This window comes from Cellulomonas endometrii (assembly GCF_949769265.1).
GTDB lineage: Bacteria > Actinomycetota > Actinomycetes > Actinomycetales > Cellulomonadaceae > Cellulomonas > Cellulomonas endometrii.
Genome location: NZ_CATKPC010000006.1, coordinates 100241 through 115479, shown reverse-complemented (window position 1 = coordinate 115479; position 15239 = coordinate 100241). Strand labels below are relative to the sequence as shown.

Here is a 15239-nt window from a genome sequence, read left to right as displayed (position 1 = left end):
AGGAACACCAACCATGAGCGATCAGTGCTGCCAGTTCACCCTGACCGACGAGGACGAGATGACGGACTGCTGCGGCGGGCAAGAACAGTGCGCCGACCACGACAAGGACGCCACGACCAGCCCGGCCGCCGAGACGAGCGAGAGCGTCGCCTGACGAGAGTCGCGACGATCACAGCCGACCAAAGGAGTTACCCCATGTCCCCGAAGAAGAGCCGCGCGTTCGCTGCCGTGGCGGCGTCGCTCGCTCTGGGAGTCGTGCTCAGCGCCTGCTCGAACGGCGCAGACACAGCTGAGGACCAGCCGACCTCGAGCCAGTCGGAGTCCGCTGCCGCGACCTCGGAGGAGCACAACGACGCTGACGTCGAGTTCGCGCAGATGATGATCCTGCACCACCAGGGCGCCCTGGAGATGGCCGTCCTGGCCGAGGGCCGCGCGCAGAGCGAAGAGGTGCAGCAGCTCGCCAGCGACATCCAGTTCGCGCATCAGCCCGAGATCGACCTGATGACGTCGTGGCTGGAGACCTGGGGCGAGGAGTCGCCCAGCGCCGAGGACGACATGGACGGCATGGACCACTCCGGTGGGCACACCGGCATGGCCGACGACGACCAGATGCAGCAACTGGAGGACGCCGGCTCCGAGTTCGACCGCATGTTCCTCGAGATGATGATCGTGCACCACCAGGGCGCGATCACCATGTCCGAGGAGGAGCAGGCCAACGGCCTCAACCAGGACGCCCTCGAGCTGGCCGGCAAGATCGTCGCCGACCAGACCGCGGAGATCGACACGATGGAGCAGCTGCTCGCCGAGATGTGACACCGCCACGACCGCAACGCCACCGGTGCATCCCCCGTGCCGGTGGCGTTGCCTTGTCCACAGCACGCCAGATCGCTTCATCGACCCTTCACCCGCAAGGAGCGGCTCCCTCCATCGAGCACGTCGAGCATGGGAACGACACCGATCCCACCGAGCAGACGGAGCACCCCGTGATCAGGCACCACCTCAAGCACATGGCCATCGGAGCAGCGGCAGTCCTGGCGTTGCTTCTCGCGTTCGGCGTCGATCTCGCAGCAGCCCTGCGGTGGGCGGCCCTGCTCGCCTGCCCGTTGGGCATGGCCGCGATGATGCTCGTCATGGGCCGCGGGCACAGCCACGGACCCGGAGCGCCCACGCCCGGGACCAACGAACGCGCGCAGCACGGGGCAGATGGCAGCGCTACCGCCACGGGCGACGGCATGGCGCTGTCGGGTGGCAAGTAGCCCGCCGCCGCCGCTCCGGCAGAGGACCGGTCGCCAGGCGTGATCGAAACTTCACCGCTGGCGGCCCCGCAGCGCGTGCAGCGCCAACGGCGCCCTTCTAGCGTCGAAAACGCCGACGAACCGCCGCCGGCGAGAGATGAACGGGGACTGCCATGAAGACGACCGAGATGCTCCGGACCTATCCAGGCACCATCAGCCTCGACACCGAGCTGCTCGCGCGCGTGATCGACACGCTCACGGCGTGCTCCCAAGCGTGCACAGCATGCGCCGACGCCTGCCTCGGCGAGGGATGGTCGCCGAGCTGCGCAGGTGCGTACGCACCAACCTCGACTGCGCGGACAGCTGCGCCACGACCGCACGCATCCTGTCGCGGCACACCGGAGACGACGCTGACATCACCCGAGTCCACCTCGAGGCGTGCCTCGCCGCCTGCACCGCGTGCGCGAACGAGTGCGAGCAGCACGCCGGGATGCACGAGCACTGCCGCATCTGCGCCGAGGCTTGCCGTGACTGCGAGGCTGCGTGCCGCGACCTGCTCACCGCGATCGCCTGACGCCGTGAGGCACTCGCGGGCGATGCCGGTGTGGCAGGAACCCCGCCGGCGCCACGCGAGGCGATCGAGCCAGCTGCGCGGGATCGCTCAGCTGCACAACGTCTTCGGCCGCGTGGGCTGACCTGGACCCCCGAGGGAATACCCCCCGGGGGTATGCGGTTACAGCGCGTCGAGGACAAGCACCACGTGGACCACGTCGACGAGAGGGGCCACTGACATGAGCCGCGACCACCACACCGGGGACCACCCGGTGACACCGGGCGACGGACACGCCGGACACCCCCAGGCAGCCCAGCCGATGCGGGAAGACGTGGCCGCCCTGCCGCACGACGAGCACCACGGGCACGTCATGACCGCGCCCCAGCCGAAGACCTCGCACACCGAGCACGGCGCCGACGCTGGCCACGACGCCCACGCGGGACACGGTGGTCACGCCGGGCACGGCGGCCACGCGGGTCATGTCGAGAAGTTCCGGCGGCTGTTCTGGGTCATGCTCGTGCTCGCGATCCCGGTCGTGGCGACCAGCGGGATGTTCGCGATGCTGCTCGGCTACGAGCTGCCCGACCTCGTGTGGCTGTCATGGGTCTCGCCCGTGCTCGGCACGGTGATGTTCGCCTGGGGCGGCGCGCCCTTCCTCACCGGCGCCGCCGAGGAGCTGAGGTCCCGGCGCCCCGGGATGATGCTGCTCATCGCTTTGGCGATCAGCGTCGCGTTCGTCGCCTCCTGGCTTGCGACCCTCGGGGTCGTCTCGCACGAGCTCGACTTCTGGTGGGAGCTCGCGCTGCTCATCGTGATCATGCTGCTCGGGCACTGGATCGAGATGCGGTCCCTCGCCCAGACCACCTCAGCCCTCGACTCACTGGCAGCGCTCTTGCCTGACGAGGCCGAGCGCATCGAAGGCAACGACGTCGTGCGGGTGGCCCCCGCTGACCTCACCGTCGACGACATCGTCCTCGTGCGGCCCGGGGCTCGCGTCCCCGCCGACGGCGCGATCATCGACGGCGCCGCCGAGATGGACGAGTCCATGGTCACCGGGGAGTCCCGCACCGTGCGCCGTGCCACCGGGGACCGGGTCGTCGCCGGCACAGTCGCGACCGACTCAGCACTGCGGCTCCGCGTGACCGCCGTCGGTGACGACACCGCCCTCGCGGGCATCCAGCGGCTCGTCCTCGAGGCGCAGAGCTCGTCCTCACGCGCCCAGCGCCTGGCCGACAGCGCCGCTGCCCTGCTGTTCTGGTTCGCACTCGGCGCCGCCGCCGTCACCGCGCTCGTCTGGTCCATCGTCGGGATGCCCGACGACGCCGTGGTCCGCACCATCACCGTCCTGGTGATCGCCTGCCCCCACGCTCTCGGCCTGGCCATCCCCCTGGTTGTGTCCATCGCCACCGAGCGCGCCGCGCGCGGCGGCATCCTGGTCAAGGACCGCCTCGCCCTGGAGAGCATGCGAACCGTCGGCACCGTCGTGTTCGACAAGACCGGCACCCTGACCAAGGGCCAGCCCACCGTCACCGAGGTACGCCCCGCCGCCGGCTTCCCGCACGACGATGTCCTGACGATGGCGGCCGCGGCGGAAGCCGACAGCGAGCACCCGCTCGCCCGCGCCATCGTCACCGCCGCAGCCCACCTCTCGGTCCCGACAGCCGCCGACTTCACCTCGTCACCGGCCGTCGGCGTCCGCGCCCGGGTCAGCGGACGCACCGTCGAGGTCGGCGGCCCGAACCTGCTCCACGAGCACGGCGTCACCGAGCTCGACGGCCTCGAGCAGTGGCGCGCCGAGGGCGCGATCATCCTGCACGTCCTGGTCGACGGGCACCTCGCCGGCGCCCTGAAGCTCGCCGACGAGATCCGGGAGGAGTCGCGCGCCGCCGTCCGCGAGCTGCACGACCGCGGCGTCGACGTTGTCATGATCACCGGCGACGCCGAGGCCGTCGCCCGCACAGTCGCCGCCGAGATCGGCATCGACCGGGTCTTCGCCGGTGTGCGCCCCGAGGACAAGTCCGCCAAGGTCACCGAGCTCCAGCGCGAGGGTCGGACCGTCGCGATGGTCGGCGACGGCGTCAACGACGCCCCCGCGCTCGCCCAGGCGGACGTCGGCATTGCGATCGGCGCCGGCACCGACGTCGCCATCGCCTCCGCCGGCGTCATCCTCGCCAGCGACGACCCGCGCTCCGTGGTCTCCGTCATCGACCTGTCGGCCGCCAGCTACCGCAAGATGAAGCAGAACCTGTGGTGGGCCGCGGGCTACAACCTCGTCGCCGTACCACTCGCCGCAGGAGTGCTCGCACCGATCGGCTTCGTCATGCCGATGTCCGTCGGAGCCATCCTGATGTCCGTCTCGACCATCGTCGTCGCCCTCAACGCCCAGCTCCTGCGACGGCTTGATCTCCGACCCCGCTGAGCCGGAGCTACACCACGCCGGAATGCTGGCCGTGCAGAATGACGGGCACCGCTAGGAGTGTCCGCCCAGATGGCTCAGCCGAGGTCGCGCCGCAGCGCGACCTCGGCTGAGCTATGTTCTGCACTTCACGGGACTCGGGGTCAGACCCCGTTCAATCGGAGATCGATTCCCACGTGCCAGCCTCGCTCTTCATTTCGACGGATACTGCCTCCGAAAATACCTCGGTCCGAAGGCAAACGGCCGACCAGCCTGTCTCCGAGTTCAACGATCCGGAATTCCACGGCCCACCACCCGACTGAATTCGCAACTCTGTCGGGTCCGGGTTTCGCGCTACTGCGTAATGCAAACGCGGCCCGCTATCCTCTTCCGGAGCGATCGAGCCCGCTAGTCGAACCCTCGTCTCGTCAGGTGGCAGAAGCTCCACGACTGTCGGAACGTCAGCTCGGTCGCCCACAGCGACGACGACATACCACCCAGACCTGGCGTCTCGGGTCACACTGACTGCGCAGCCACTGCCAGTGCGGTGCGCGATCGCCGTAGTCGGACCGTTCGCCGTCACCGCACGCTTCGCAGCATCGAGATCGATCAGGTCCCACGGCGGTTCGTTGCTCGTCGTCACGGCGTCCTCCCGGTCAGCCGCAGAAGCTCGCCGACTCTCCGTACTTCGTGGTCGTCCCCCAGTTGTGGTGGAGCGCCTCTCGCGTGATGACGCCACGGTAGGCCCAGCAGCCGCTCTTGCGTGCGGCGGAGTCCGAGATGTTAATGTTCGCCGCTGTGGAGGACGTCGACGAGGAGTTGCCGTAGAGCCTCCACTGACCGCCTTCGTAGATCTGCAACTGGATCGTCGTCAGGGCGACGTCCACCGAAGCGTTGCAGCGGACGGTGCCGTTCACGACCACACCCGTTGTTCCGTTCGCCCTGGCACCACCGATGCTGGTCGTGCAAACGATATCGTGCTGGGGCGTCACCACGCCCGCGTGCGCGACACTCCCGGACACTGCCACCAAGACAGCAGCAGTCAGCGACACAATCCCAAAACGCTTCACAGTTCCCCCTGCGAATAACTTCGACACCGCCCCCTGCGGCGTCGATGGGCCGATGCTGGCACATACGATGTGGACCCTACAAGGGGTTGACTGATGGCCGAACTTCCGCTACTCGGTCATTCGTCCCATCAATCGCGCTGAAACGCGATGTAAGTGGCGACAGTGGTTCAGGCGCGTGGCCGTTCCATCCTTACTCGCGGGACTCGGATGACCGTAGAGAGGACGTCCGGGCCCCAACCCCACGGCGGGGCCAGCGCGCACTTCGTCGTGACAGCCTCGGGTCCGTCCGGTCGGCGCAGCGCCGACGACGACTGCTCGAACCAACGAGCCGAGAGGGCACCCTCGACTACCCACGCGTAGCCGCATCCGCCCATGCCCATCCAGACGCCCCGGACGGCCGGTTCATCCGGGAGCGGCGCTCGCGAGGTTGCGGCCGCAGGCGTCGGCATGCGCAACATCGGAAAACGGCGCGACACGCCCGTGATGGTCTGACCGGCGTCGTTGCGGATCGGTCCGACAAGAGCGTTGGCCTCGGCGGAACCCGGGGGGATGTGCGGGTCACCATCGGACACGTACAGGTCGAGATCGGACACCTGTGCCGGCGTGGGAGGAGCTGTGACGATGATCCCCTTCGCGTCGGGCCCGATGCTCTTTCCCGCGCCACGGCCGGATCCAAGACGCGGCAGGAACGCGTCATGCGTGAACCGGAACTTCATGACGTGACGGACACCGTCGGCCCCAGGGACTCTCCGGCCCGGGAAGAACATCGGAAGCTCACCGCCGTCGACGCGCAGGGCCGCCTTGGTGCTCCCCGGGAACGCCGAGAGCCTGAAGCTCGGCGTCAGGCCGGGTCGTGGATCAGGGCCGTGGAGGCTGAACTTGAGCGCTTGGATCGAGGGATCGCGCGCAGCGACGTAGAACGACGTGCCGTGCGCCCAGAGTCGCCACGCGTGACCGAACACAGTGCGGTCCTCGTTCGCACCCACGAAGTAGTGCAGTCCCCGCTGCTTGCTTCCCACGAGGTAAGTATCAACACGGCCTAGGACACGAACGACTCGGCCCCGGCAACCACACAACGTGCGTCATCGTCGTCCAACTAGCCCAGCCAATGAGAGCGCTGCCTTGGCGGGACACACGGGGGCTCGCGCCGGAAGGACCAACCGGTGCCGATGACGGGCGGCACAGCATCGGGCCTCGCATCCGGCGTGATCACCGGTGATGCAGACGTCGACGTCTCGCCTCGCTGAAGGCCACCCGCCGCGCTTCGGGAAGTTCGCCGGCGAGGCAGGACGTCTTGTCCAACGGCGTTCGCGCCACTCAAGGCGGTACCTGCGTACCGGTCGCCTCCCACGGCGCACCCCCCGTACGGCCTCACTCCAGCAGACAGGCACGAGAGCACCCGACAAACGCTCCGACAACACACGCGACGACGACGCGAGTACACCGAGGCTGGCCGAGCAAGAGCACCGAGGTGACACCGGCGCCAGCGACTCCGAGACCGGCGCACACTGCGACGAGAGTCCATCCAGTCAACAACACGACTCGGAACGTATCGGCTGATCGCCCCGGGGTTGACCGTCCTTCACCCGGATGTCCGAGTCCGGTGGCGCGGCGGCGCGCTAGCCGCGGTGATCTCCCGTCGAGCGGCCGCCTCAGGACCCACCAGCGGCCGCCCACTTTCGCATTCCACGCGCACTAGGGCCGTATCGCTGCAGGAGCTTCGCATCGATTCGCATCCGGGACGCCGATTCGCATCTACGCGTTCGCTCAGCACCTGCAGCGACCGGTAGAACGACGCCTCGGCGTCGTCCTGCTCGACGCTCTCGACGGTGCCGCGGATCTCCAGGTAGCGGTACTCGTCGTCGGGGTCGGCCACGGAGAGCGCGACGCGCGGCTCGTGCTGGATGTTGCGGAACTTCTGCCGGGTGCTGGTGTGCGTGAACCGCAGCACCTCCCCGTCCCAGACGAACCACATGACGGACGACTGCGGCGACCCGTCCGGCCGCACGGTCGCGAGGTGGGCGAACAGCGGGCGCTCGAGCAGGTCGGCGTGGCCGGCGGGCAGCGTGGAGGTCGGCATGCCGCGACTCTAGGACGCACGTCGCGCCTGCGCAGGCCGTCCGCCCGCGGGGCGTCGACGCCGACACGACGACGCCCCCGCACGCGGTGGCGTGCGGGGGCGTCGCGAGTGTGGTGCGGGGGTCAGTTCTGCGTGGCCCCGGCCGCCGCGATCTGCGCGCGGACGTCGTCCATGTCCAGCGCCTTCACCGCGTCGACGACCTGCTCCAGCGCCGGGCCCGGCAGGGCACCCGCCTGGTTGAACACGAGGATGCCCTCGCGGAAGGCCATCAGCGTCGGGATCGACGTGATCTGGAGCTCGGCTGCGAGCTGCTGCTCGGCCTCGGTGTCGACCTTCGCGTGCACGATGTCGGGGTGCGCCTCCGAGGACTGCTCGAAGATCGGGCCGAAACGCTTGCACGGACCGCACCAGTCGGCCCAGAAGTCCACCAGCACGATGTCGTTCTCGGTGATCGTCTGCTGGATGCTGTCGGCCGTCAGCTCGGTCGTCGCCATCTGTCGCCTCCTGTTGTCTGGATTGACGCCAGTAGAGCGTCCGGACCTGTTCCAGTATTCCCGTGCCCGAGGCCGCCCGCGCGCCGCAGCCGTCCGACCCGCGAGTCGGGGTGGGCCGCGGGGGCTCGTGCGGGGTACAACTGCCAGGTGACCGACACGGCTGACCTGCCCCGCGAGCCCGAGCGCCCCTCCGGGTGGCTGAGTCCCGAGGGCATCGCGGCGGCGCGCCGCTCCCTGCCCCTGCTCTACGTGGACGCCGTGCCCGTGCGGGTGGACGACTCCGGCGACGTGGTGGCGGTCGGCCTGCTGCTGCGGGTCACCCCCGAGGGCGTGATGTCCCGGGCGCTGGTCTCCGGCCGCGTGATGTACCACGAGCGGGTGCGCGACGCGCTGCTGCGGCACATCGAGAAGGACCTGGGGCCGGTCGCGCTGCCGCAGGTCCCGCCGACCCCGCAGCCGTTCACGGTCGCGGAGTACTTCCCGACCCCGGGCGTCACGCCGTACCACGACCCCCGCCAGCACGCCGTGTCCCTCGCGTACGTCGTGCCGGTCACGGGCGACTGCCGGCCGCAGCAGGACGCCCTCGACCTCGCGTGGCTGACGCCCGAGGAGGCGTGCAGCGAGCAGGTGCAGGTGGAGATGAACGGCGGGCAGGGCGTGCTCCTGCGGCAGGCGATGGCGCACGTCGGCCGGATGCCCTGACCCGTGGCCGCCGCCGCGCCGACGACGCGCTCCCTGACGGTCACCCGAACGCTGCACGCGCTGCTGGCGCTGGCGGCGACCGCGGGGGTGCTGCTGGAGCTCGGGCGCGCGCTGGCGGACGGGCCGGGCGACGCGGGGACCATGGCGGAGCGGCTGACCCGGCTGTTCTCGTACTTCACCATCCAGTCGAACATCCTCGTCGCCGTGGCATCGGGGCTGCTCGCCGCGCAGCCGCTCCGGACGGGGCGGGTGCGGGCGGTCCTGCACCTCGACGCGCTGCTGTGCATCGGGGTGACGGGCGTGGTCTACCACGCGGTCCTCGCCGACTCCGCGGCGGTGCTCACCCCCAGCGGCCGGCTGGCGAACCTCCTGCTGCACACCGTGACCCCCGTCGGGGCGTGGCTGGTGTGGCTGCTCGTCGGGCCGCGGCCGCGGTTCGGCGGCTCCACCGTCGCGTGGGCCGTGGCCTACCCGCTGGCGTGGATCGCGTACACGTTCGTGCGGGGCTCCGTCGCGGGCTGGTACCCGTACCCGTTCCTCGACGCGGGGGCGATCGGCCTGTCCACCGCGGTGCGCAACACCGCGGCCGTCGCGGTCGGCTTCCTCGTGCTCGCGGTGCTCGTGCGGCTGCTGGAGCGGGTGCTGCCGGGGACCCCGGGTGCGGTCGCCGCCGCGCCGGGGCCGGACGCCGTCGACGCCCCGCGCTGAGCGGGATCGCCGCCGTCAGAGCTCGATCGACGGCCAGTCGGACAGGTCCGCGCGCATCGCGCGGTCGTGGGTCGCGACGACGACCGCCGCCGACGTCATCCGCAGCGCCTCGGTGAGCTCGTCGACGAGCGCGATCGACAGGTGGTTCGTGGGCTCGTCGAGCACCAGGACGTGCGGCGCGGCGACGAGGGCCGCCGCCAGCTCGAACCGCCGGCGCTGCCCGACCGAGAGCTCGCCGAGGGGGCGGTCGAGGTCCTCCTCCTCCAGCAGCCCGAGCGCCGCGACCGGCAGCACGTGCGCCGGGTCCAGCGCGCCGGACGCGAGGAGCTCAAGCGCGCGGCGGGCCGCGGCGTCGAACCCCGTCATCCGCAGCCGCGCGGGGCTGTCGTCGTCCTGCACGAGCACGCCGAGGCGGACGCCGTGCGCCACCGAGCGCTGCCCGCGGTCGAGCGGCGCCTGGCCCGTGAGCGCCGCGAGCAGCGTCGACTTGCCCGCACCGTTCGGGCCGGTGACCAGCAGCCGGCCGGCGGGCGGCAGGTCGACGCGCACGCCCGGGAGGTCGAGCCGACCGGCGACGCGCGGCGCCCGGAGCTCGAGCAGCGGCCCGCCCTCGTACCCGACGGGCAGCGACGGCAGGTCCGGGAACGCGAGCGCGGGCGGCGGGACGGGCACCTCGACCGCCTCGGCCTCGAGCTTCTGCACCAGCCGGTCGGCGGCCTTCACGTGGATGCGCGCGCGGGTGGCCCGACGGTGCTTCTGCGAGCCCTTCGGGGGCCGCCACTCGTCCGAGAGGCCCTCGTAGGACTCGTCGAGCCGGCGGGCGAGCTTCTCGGCGCGCTTGCGCTCCTGCGCGTAACGGGCGCGCCACCGCCGCAGCGCCTGGTCCTTGGCGAACCGGTAGGTGGCGTAGCGGGTCGCGCCGTAGAGCACGGGCCGGCCGTCCATCGACGGGTCGAGGTCGAGGATCGCGGTCATCACGTCGTCCAGCAGGCGCCGGTCGTGCGTGACGATGACGACGACCCCCGGCCACTGCTGCAGCTGGGCGGTCAGGTAGTCGATGCCGCCGACGTCGAGGTGGTTCGTGGGCTCGTCGAGCAGCAGGATGTCCGCCCGCTCCGCGACGTGGCAGGCCAGCCGCGCCCGGTAGCCCTCGCCCACGCTGAGCGTGTCGAGCCGGCGCGCGGGGTCGCGGGGGGCGCCGAACCGGGTGAGCGCCTCGTCCACGCGCCGGTCGACGTCCCACGCGGCGAGCCGCTCGACGGCGGCCAGGGCGTCCGTCAGCGCCGCGAGGTCCCCGCCCTCGTGGTCGAAGCCGGCGATGACCTGGTCCAGCCGGGCCGCCGCCGCACGCACGTGCCCCGCGGTGCGGCGGATCAGGTCCCCGACGGTCGAGCCCGGCGGGACGTCGAGCTCCTGCCGGACCACCGAGACGGACCCGGTGCGCCGGACCTCCCCCGCGGTCGGCACGAGGTCGCCCGCCAGCAGCCGGAGCAGGGTGGTCTTGCCGGCCCCGTTCTCCCCGACGACGCCGACGCGGTCGCCGGCGGACGCCGACATGCCGACGGCGTTGAGGACCGGTCGTCCCGGGTAGCCGAAGGTGAGGGCGTCCGCGACGAGGTGGACGTCAGCCACGCGCGCCCTCAGCCGCCCGCGGGCCGGTCGGCGGCGGACCGCTCGCGGAGCGCCGCGACGATCGCCGGCACGAGCGCGCGGAACGCCTGGCCGCGGTGGGAGATGCGGTTCTTCTCCTCCGGGGACAGCTCCGCGCAGGTGCGCGTGTCGCCCTCGGGGACGAGCACCGGGTCGTACCCGAAGCCGTTGTCCCCTCGCGGCGCCCGGGCGAGCGTGCCGGGCAGGTGGCCGATCTCGACGTGCTCGGTGCCGTCCGGCGTGACCAGAGCGGCCGCGCAGGTGAACCGGGCGGCACGGTGCTCGGACGCGATGTCCGCGAGCTGGGCCAGGAGCAGGTCGAGGTTCGCCCGGTCGTCGCCGTGCCGCCCGGACCACCGGGCGGAGAAGATCCCGGGAGCGCCGCCGAGCACGTCGACGGACAGGCCGGAGTCGTCGGCCACGGCGGGCAGGCCGGTGTGCCGGGCGAGGGCGCGGGCCTTGATCAGCGCGTTCTCGGCGAACGTCACGCCGTCCTCGACGGGCTCCGGCGCGCCGACGTCGCGGGCGCCGACCACGGAGGCCGGGTCCAGCCCGGGGAGCGCCGGCACGAGGATCGCGCGGAGCTCGCCGACCTTGTGGGCGTTGTGGGTCGCCAGGACCAGGCGGGCCGGTCCGGTCATGCGCGCACCGCCGAGCCGCCGCGGACCGTGACGGTGCCCTCGGACGCCGGCACCGCCAGCACCTCCGCCTGAACCCGCGCGAGCTCCGTCGTGCCGACCAGCGCGAGGTCGAGCAGGGAGTCCAGCTCCCCGCGGTTGAACGGCGCGTGCTCGGCCGTGCCCTGCACCTCGACGAAGTCGCCCGAGCCGGTGACGACCACGTTCATGTCCGTCTCGGCGCGCACGTCCTCGACGTAGGGCAGGTCCAGCACGGGCAGGCCGTCGACGATGCCGACGCTCACCGCCGACACGGAGTCCCGCAGCACGGTCTTCTTCGGGTTCACCGACCCCTGGGCGATGCCCCACGCCACGGCATCCGCGAGCGCCACGTACGCCCCCGTGACCGACGCGGTACGGGTGCCGCCGTCGGCCTGCAGGACGTCGCAGTCCAGGACGATGGTGTTCTCGCCGAGCGCGGCGACGTCGATGATCGCGCGCAGCGAGCGGCCGATCAGGCGGGAGATCTCGTGCGTGCGGCCACCGATCTTCCCGCGCACGGACTCCCGGTCCGAGCGGGTGGTGGTCGAGCGGGGCAGCATCGCGTACTCGGCGGTCACCCAGCCCTCGCCGGAGCCCTTGCGCCAGCGCGGCACCCCGGCCGTGAAGGACGCGACGCACAGCACCTTGGTGCCGCCGAACTCGACCAGCACGCTGCCCTCACCGGCGTCGAGGTACCGACGGGTGATCGAGACGGGCCGCAGCTCGTCGGCGGCGCGGCCGTCCGCGCGGGGGCCCCCGGTCGAGGGCACGGCGGGGCTGGTGGAGGAGTCCGAGGTCATGCCCACGAGGGTAGCCCGGACCACCCACGAGCCCTGTCGCCCCGGCCGGCACGCGGGGCGTGCGTCAGAGCTCGACGACCATCCCGGGGCGCGCGACGTCGACCGGCCCGTCGTACACGCCCGTCGCCTCCGCGAGGCTGGCGGACGGGTCGTTCCAGGCCACCAGGTGCGTGAGGACCAGCCGCCGCGCACCGCCGCGCTGCGCCGCCCGCCCGGCGCGCAGGCCGGTGAGGTGGACGCCACGCGGGGCGTGCGGGGTCGACTCCAGGTAGGCGGCCTCGGCGAGCAGCAGGTCCGCGCCGCGGGCGAGGTCGTCGAGCCCGGCGCACTCGTCGGTGTCCCCGGTGTACGCGAGGGTCACGGTGCGCCCCGGGTCGGCGGCCGACGGGCCGGTCACCCGGAACCCGAACGCCGGCACCGGGTGCTCGACCGGCACGGGCTCGATGGTGAGCGGCCCGATCCGGACCGGCTCCCCCGCACGCCACGTGCCGAGCGTCAGGTGGTCCGTCGTGTCGGTCGCCGGGTCGTGCCCCGACAGCTGCGCGAGCCGCTCCCGGACGCCCTCGGGCCCGAACAGCGGCAGCGGCTCCGGGCGCAGCCCGCGCGGGTCGTAGCGCAGCATCACGCCGAGCACCACGACGTCGGCGACGTGGTCGGCGTGCAGGTGGCTGATCGCGACCGCGTCGAGCGAGGCGGGCGCGATGTGCCGCTGGAGGGGCCCCAGCGCGCCGTTGCCCAGGTCCAGCAGGACGCTCCACGTGCGGGTCCCGCCCGCCCCGTCCGGGCCCTCGGCCTGGACCAGGTAGCAGGACGCTGCCGCGTCCGGGCCCGGGAACGACCCCGCACTGCCCACGACCACGAGCCTCATCGGCACCACTCCCCGTCGACGGTCGCCAGTCCGACGTCCGGCGGCGGCCCGTGAGCCATGATGCCGTGCGGCGCGGGGTCGCGTCCGGGCAACGGCCGGGCCGGGTCCGTGTCGCTCGTCACGGCGCCGCCCACCGGGCGGTCGGCGCGGGCCGTCAGCGCAGGGCCTGGCGTTCCTCGACGTGCCGGACCTCGGGGCCCAGGAACCGGCGCGCGAGGTGCGCGAAGGGCTCCGGGTCGCCCGTCGCCAGGAACCGGTGCTCCGGGGGGCCGGCGGCGGGGTCGCGCTCGAGGTCGTGGGCCACGAGCGTGCGGTAGACGTCCTTCGCGGTCTCCTCGGCGCTGGACACGAGGGTGACGTCCTCGCCCATGACGTACGAGATGACGCCGGTGAGCAGCGGGTAGTGCGTGCAGCCGAGCACCAGCGTGTCGACCCCGGCGTCCCGGACGGGCCCGAGGTACTCCTCCGCGACGCTCAGCAGCTCCGGCCCGGACGTGACGCCCGCCTCGACGAACTCCACGAACCGCGGGCACGCCTGCGTGGTCAGCCGGACCCCGGGGGCGACGGCGAACGCGTCGTCGTACGCGCGCGACTCCACGGTCGCCTTGGTGCCGATGACGCCGATCCGGCCGGTGCGGGTCGCGGCGACCGCCCGGCGGGCCGCGGGCAGGATCACCTCGACCACGGGGATGCCCTTGCGCAGCGTGTACCGCTCGCGCGCGTCCCGCAGCACGGCGGAGGACGCCGTGTTGCACGCGATGACCAGGATCTTCACGCCCGCGTCGACCAGGTCGTCCATCACCTCGAGGGCGTGCGCGCGCACCGCGGCCAACGGCTTGGGGCCGTACGGGGTGTTGAGGGTGTCGCCGATGTAGAGCACCGACTCGTGCGGCAGCTGGTCGATGATCGACCGCGCGTTGGTGAGGCCACCCACCCCGGAGTCGAAGATCCCGATGGGAGCGTCGTTCACGAGTCCGAGCCTAACGCCGTCCGCGCGCGGACCCGGCCCCGCCGCCCTCAGGCACGTCCGGCAGGTCCGCCAGCAGGCACGCCATCAGGGTCTCCTGCCACCACCCGAGCGCCAGGAACACCGAGCCGAGGTACTGCCGGGCCTGCGCGGCGCGGTCGTCGGTGGCCGGGTCGGCGCGGACCACGTCCCGCTCCAGCCGGTCGCTCTCCTCCTCGTCCGTGACGCCCAGGCGCTCGCCGAGCACCAGGCGGATGTCGGTGAGCGTCGCGGCGAGGGCCGGGGCCTGGTCCTTCGGGACCCGGACGACGGTGGCGGCGGCGTGGCGGCCGCGCGCGCGGTGCCGGCGGCGGGACGAGGCCCGGGCCGGCTCGTCGTCGTCCGCGGCGTCCGGGTCCTCGTCCGCCGTCAGCCGGTCGAACAGATCCGCCAGCCGGTCGATCTTCTGCTGCCGCAGGTCGTCCTCGGTCAGGCGCCGGAACTCCGCGGCGACCTCGGGCTCGTCGCGCGACGCGTCGGGCAGCAGCCGGAGCACCGCGGGGTCGTCGGGTGCGGGCAGCGGGTCCAGCCGCAGCCGCAGCCCGACGGACCCCGCGTCCGGGTGGCCGACCAGCGGGGTGCGCTCCTCGAGCCGCCCGCCGCCCAGCAGCTCCGCGACGTCCGCGACGACGGTCGCCAGCACCTCGCGCTCACCGGGCTCGACCTCCGCGACGAGCGCGTCGCCCTCCCGCCGGAACGCCCGCACCTACGCGTCGCTCCGCTGCAGCGTGGCCCACAGGCCGAAGGAGTGCATGGCCTGCACGTCCACCTCCATCTGCTCCCGGCCGCCCGAGGACACCGCCGAGCGGCCCTGCTCGTGCACCTCGCGCATCAGCTTCTCCGCCTTCGCCTGCGGGTAGCCGAAGTACGACCGGAACACGTAGGTGACGTAGGACATCAGGTTGACCGGGTCGTTCCACACGATCGTCACCCAGGTGTCGGCGAGGGCGCCCTCGACGTGGGCGGTCTCCTCGGGTGCGATCTCCACGGACACCCGTCCACTGTAGGTGCCCTGACCC

The 15239-nt window shown here is 72.3% G+C and carries 17 protein-coding genes and 1 pseudogene; 7 read left to right on the top strand and 11 right to left on the bottom strand.

The features are described 5' to 3' along the window. Positions 1-13 precede the first annotated feature (13 nt). From QNH85_RS08795 to QNH85_RS08775, 5 genes and pseudogenes are all read left to right on the top strand, one after another. On the top strand, positions 14-154 hold the full coding sequence (locus QNH85_RS08795; protein WP_213281868.1) for a hypothetical protein: 141 nt from the start codon (positions 14-16) through the stop codon (positions 152-154). 41 nt (positions 155-195) lie between these two features. Beyond that, positions 196-813: a DUF305 domain-containing protein gene (locus QNH85_RS08790; RefSeq protein ID WP_282945813.1), complete on the top strand. Its 618-nt coding sequence runs from the start codon at positions 196-198 to the stop codon at positions 811-813. A 170-nt stretch (positions 814-983) separates the two neighbouring features. Further along, entirely contained in the window at positions 984-1256 is a 273-nt protein-coding gene (locus QNH85_RS08785) for a hypothetical protein (RefSeq protein WP_282945812.1), read from the top strand. A 152-nt stretch (positions 1257-1408) separates the two neighbouring features. After that, positions 1409-1809, top strand: a pseudogene (locus QNH85_RS08780) (four-helix bundle copper-binding protein). 217 nt (positions 1810-2026) lie between these two features. Then, positions 2027-4207, top strand: coding sequence for a heavy metal translocating P-type ATPase (locus QNH85_RS08775; RefSeq protein WP_428830382.1), 2181 nt, complete (start codon positions 2027-2029; stop codon positions 4205-4207). Positions 4208-4839: 632 nt separating this feature from the next. On the opposite strand, the gene QNH85_RS08770 is transcribed toward QNH85_RS08775, so the two are convergent. From QNH85_RS08770 to trxA, 4 genes are all read right to left on the bottom strand, one after another. Next, the gene (locus tag QNH85_RS08770) at positions 4840-5100 is read right to left on the bottom strand and encodes a hypothetical protein (RefSeq protein ID WP_282945811.1); all 261 of its coding nucleotides are present in this window, start codon (positions 5098-5100) and stop codon (positions 4840-4842) included. A gap of 320 nt (positions 5101-5420) precedes the next feature. After that, a complete protein-coding gene (locus QNH85_RS08765; RefSeq protein WP_282945810.1) occupies positions 5421-6272 on the bottom strand; it encodes a hypothetical protein in 852 nt (283 codons plus the stop codon). 563 nt (positions 6273-6835) lie between these two features. Beyond that, positions 6836-7333, bottom strand: coding sequence for a PPOX class F420-dependent oxidoreductase (locus tag QNH85_RS08760; protein WP_282945809.1), 498 nt, complete (start codon positions 7331-7333; stop codon positions 6836-6838). Positions 7334-7455: 122 nt separating this feature from the next. Continuing rightward, positions 7456-7827, bottom strand: a complete 372-nt coding sequence (gene trxA, locus QNH85_RS08755) for a thioredoxin (RefSeq protein ID WP_213282765.1) — start codon at positions 7825-7827, stop codon at positions 7456-7458. A gap of 147 nt (positions 7828-7974) precedes the next feature. On the opposite strand from trxA, the gene QNH85_RS08750 reads away from it, so the two are divergent. After that, the gene (locus QNH85_RS08750) at positions 7975-8529 is read left to right on the top strand and encodes an NUDIX hydrolase family protein (RefSeq protein WP_213282764.1); all 555 of its coding nucleotides are present in this window, start codon (positions 7975-7977) and stop codon (positions 8527-8529) included. 3 nt (positions 8530-8532) lie between these two features. Beyond that, positions 8533-9237, top strand: coding sequence for a Pr6Pr family membrane protein (locus QNH85_RS08745; RefSeq protein WP_282945807.1), 705 nt, complete (start codon positions 8533-8535; stop codon positions 9235-9237). A gap of 15 nt (positions 9238-9252) precedes the next feature. On the opposite strand, the gene QNH85_RS08740 is transcribed toward QNH85_RS08745, so the two are convergent. The 7 genes from QNH85_RS08740 to clpS form a co-directional block, all read right to left on the bottom strand. After that, positions 9253-10869 (bottom strand): ABC-F family ATP-binding cassette domain-containing protein, encoded by a 1617-nt coding sequence (locus tag QNH85_RS08740; RefSeq protein ID WP_282945805.1) that lies wholly within the window; start codon positions 10867-10869, stop codon positions 9253-9255. An 8-nt stretch (positions 10870-10877) separates the two neighbouring features. Further along, positions 10878-11528, bottom strand: a complete 651-nt coding sequence (gene rdgB / locus QNH85_RS08735) for an RdgB/HAM1 family non-canonical purine NTP pyrophosphatase (RefSeq protein ID WP_282945804.1) — start codon at positions 11526-11528, stop codon at positions 10878-10880. Then, positions 11525-12346: a ribonuclease PH gene (gene rph / locus QNH85_RS08730; RefSeq protein ID WP_282945803.1), complete on the bottom strand. Its 822-nt coding sequence runs from the start codon at positions 12344-12346 to the stop codon at positions 11525-11527. The genes rdgB and rph overlap by 4 nt, the downstream gene beginning before the upstream one ends. A gap of 64 nt (positions 12347-12410) precedes the next feature. Then, positions 12411-13214: an MBL fold metallo-hydrolase gene (locus QNH85_RS08725; RefSeq protein WP_282945801.1), complete on the bottom strand. Its 804-nt coding sequence runs from the start codon at positions 13212-13214 to the stop codon at positions 12411-12413. A 154-nt stretch (positions 13215-13368) separates the two neighbouring features. Next, positions 13369-14184, bottom strand: coding sequence for a glutamate racemase (gene murI / locus QNH85_RS08720; protein WP_213282759.1), 816 nt, complete (start codon positions 14182-14184; stop codon positions 13369-13371). A gap of 10 nt (positions 14185-14194) precedes the next feature. Beyond that, a complete protein-coding gene (locus QNH85_RS08715; protein ID WP_282945799.1) occupies positions 14195-14926 on the bottom strand; it encodes a DUF2017 family protein in 732 nt (243 codons plus the stop codon). After that, positions 14927-15214: an ATP-dependent Clp protease adapter ClpS gene (gene clpS / locus QNH85_RS08710; RefSeq protein WP_428830381.1), complete on the bottom strand. Its 288-nt coding sequence runs from the start codon at positions 15212-15214 to the stop codon at positions 14927-14929. Positions 15215-15239: the final 25 nt, after the last annotated feature.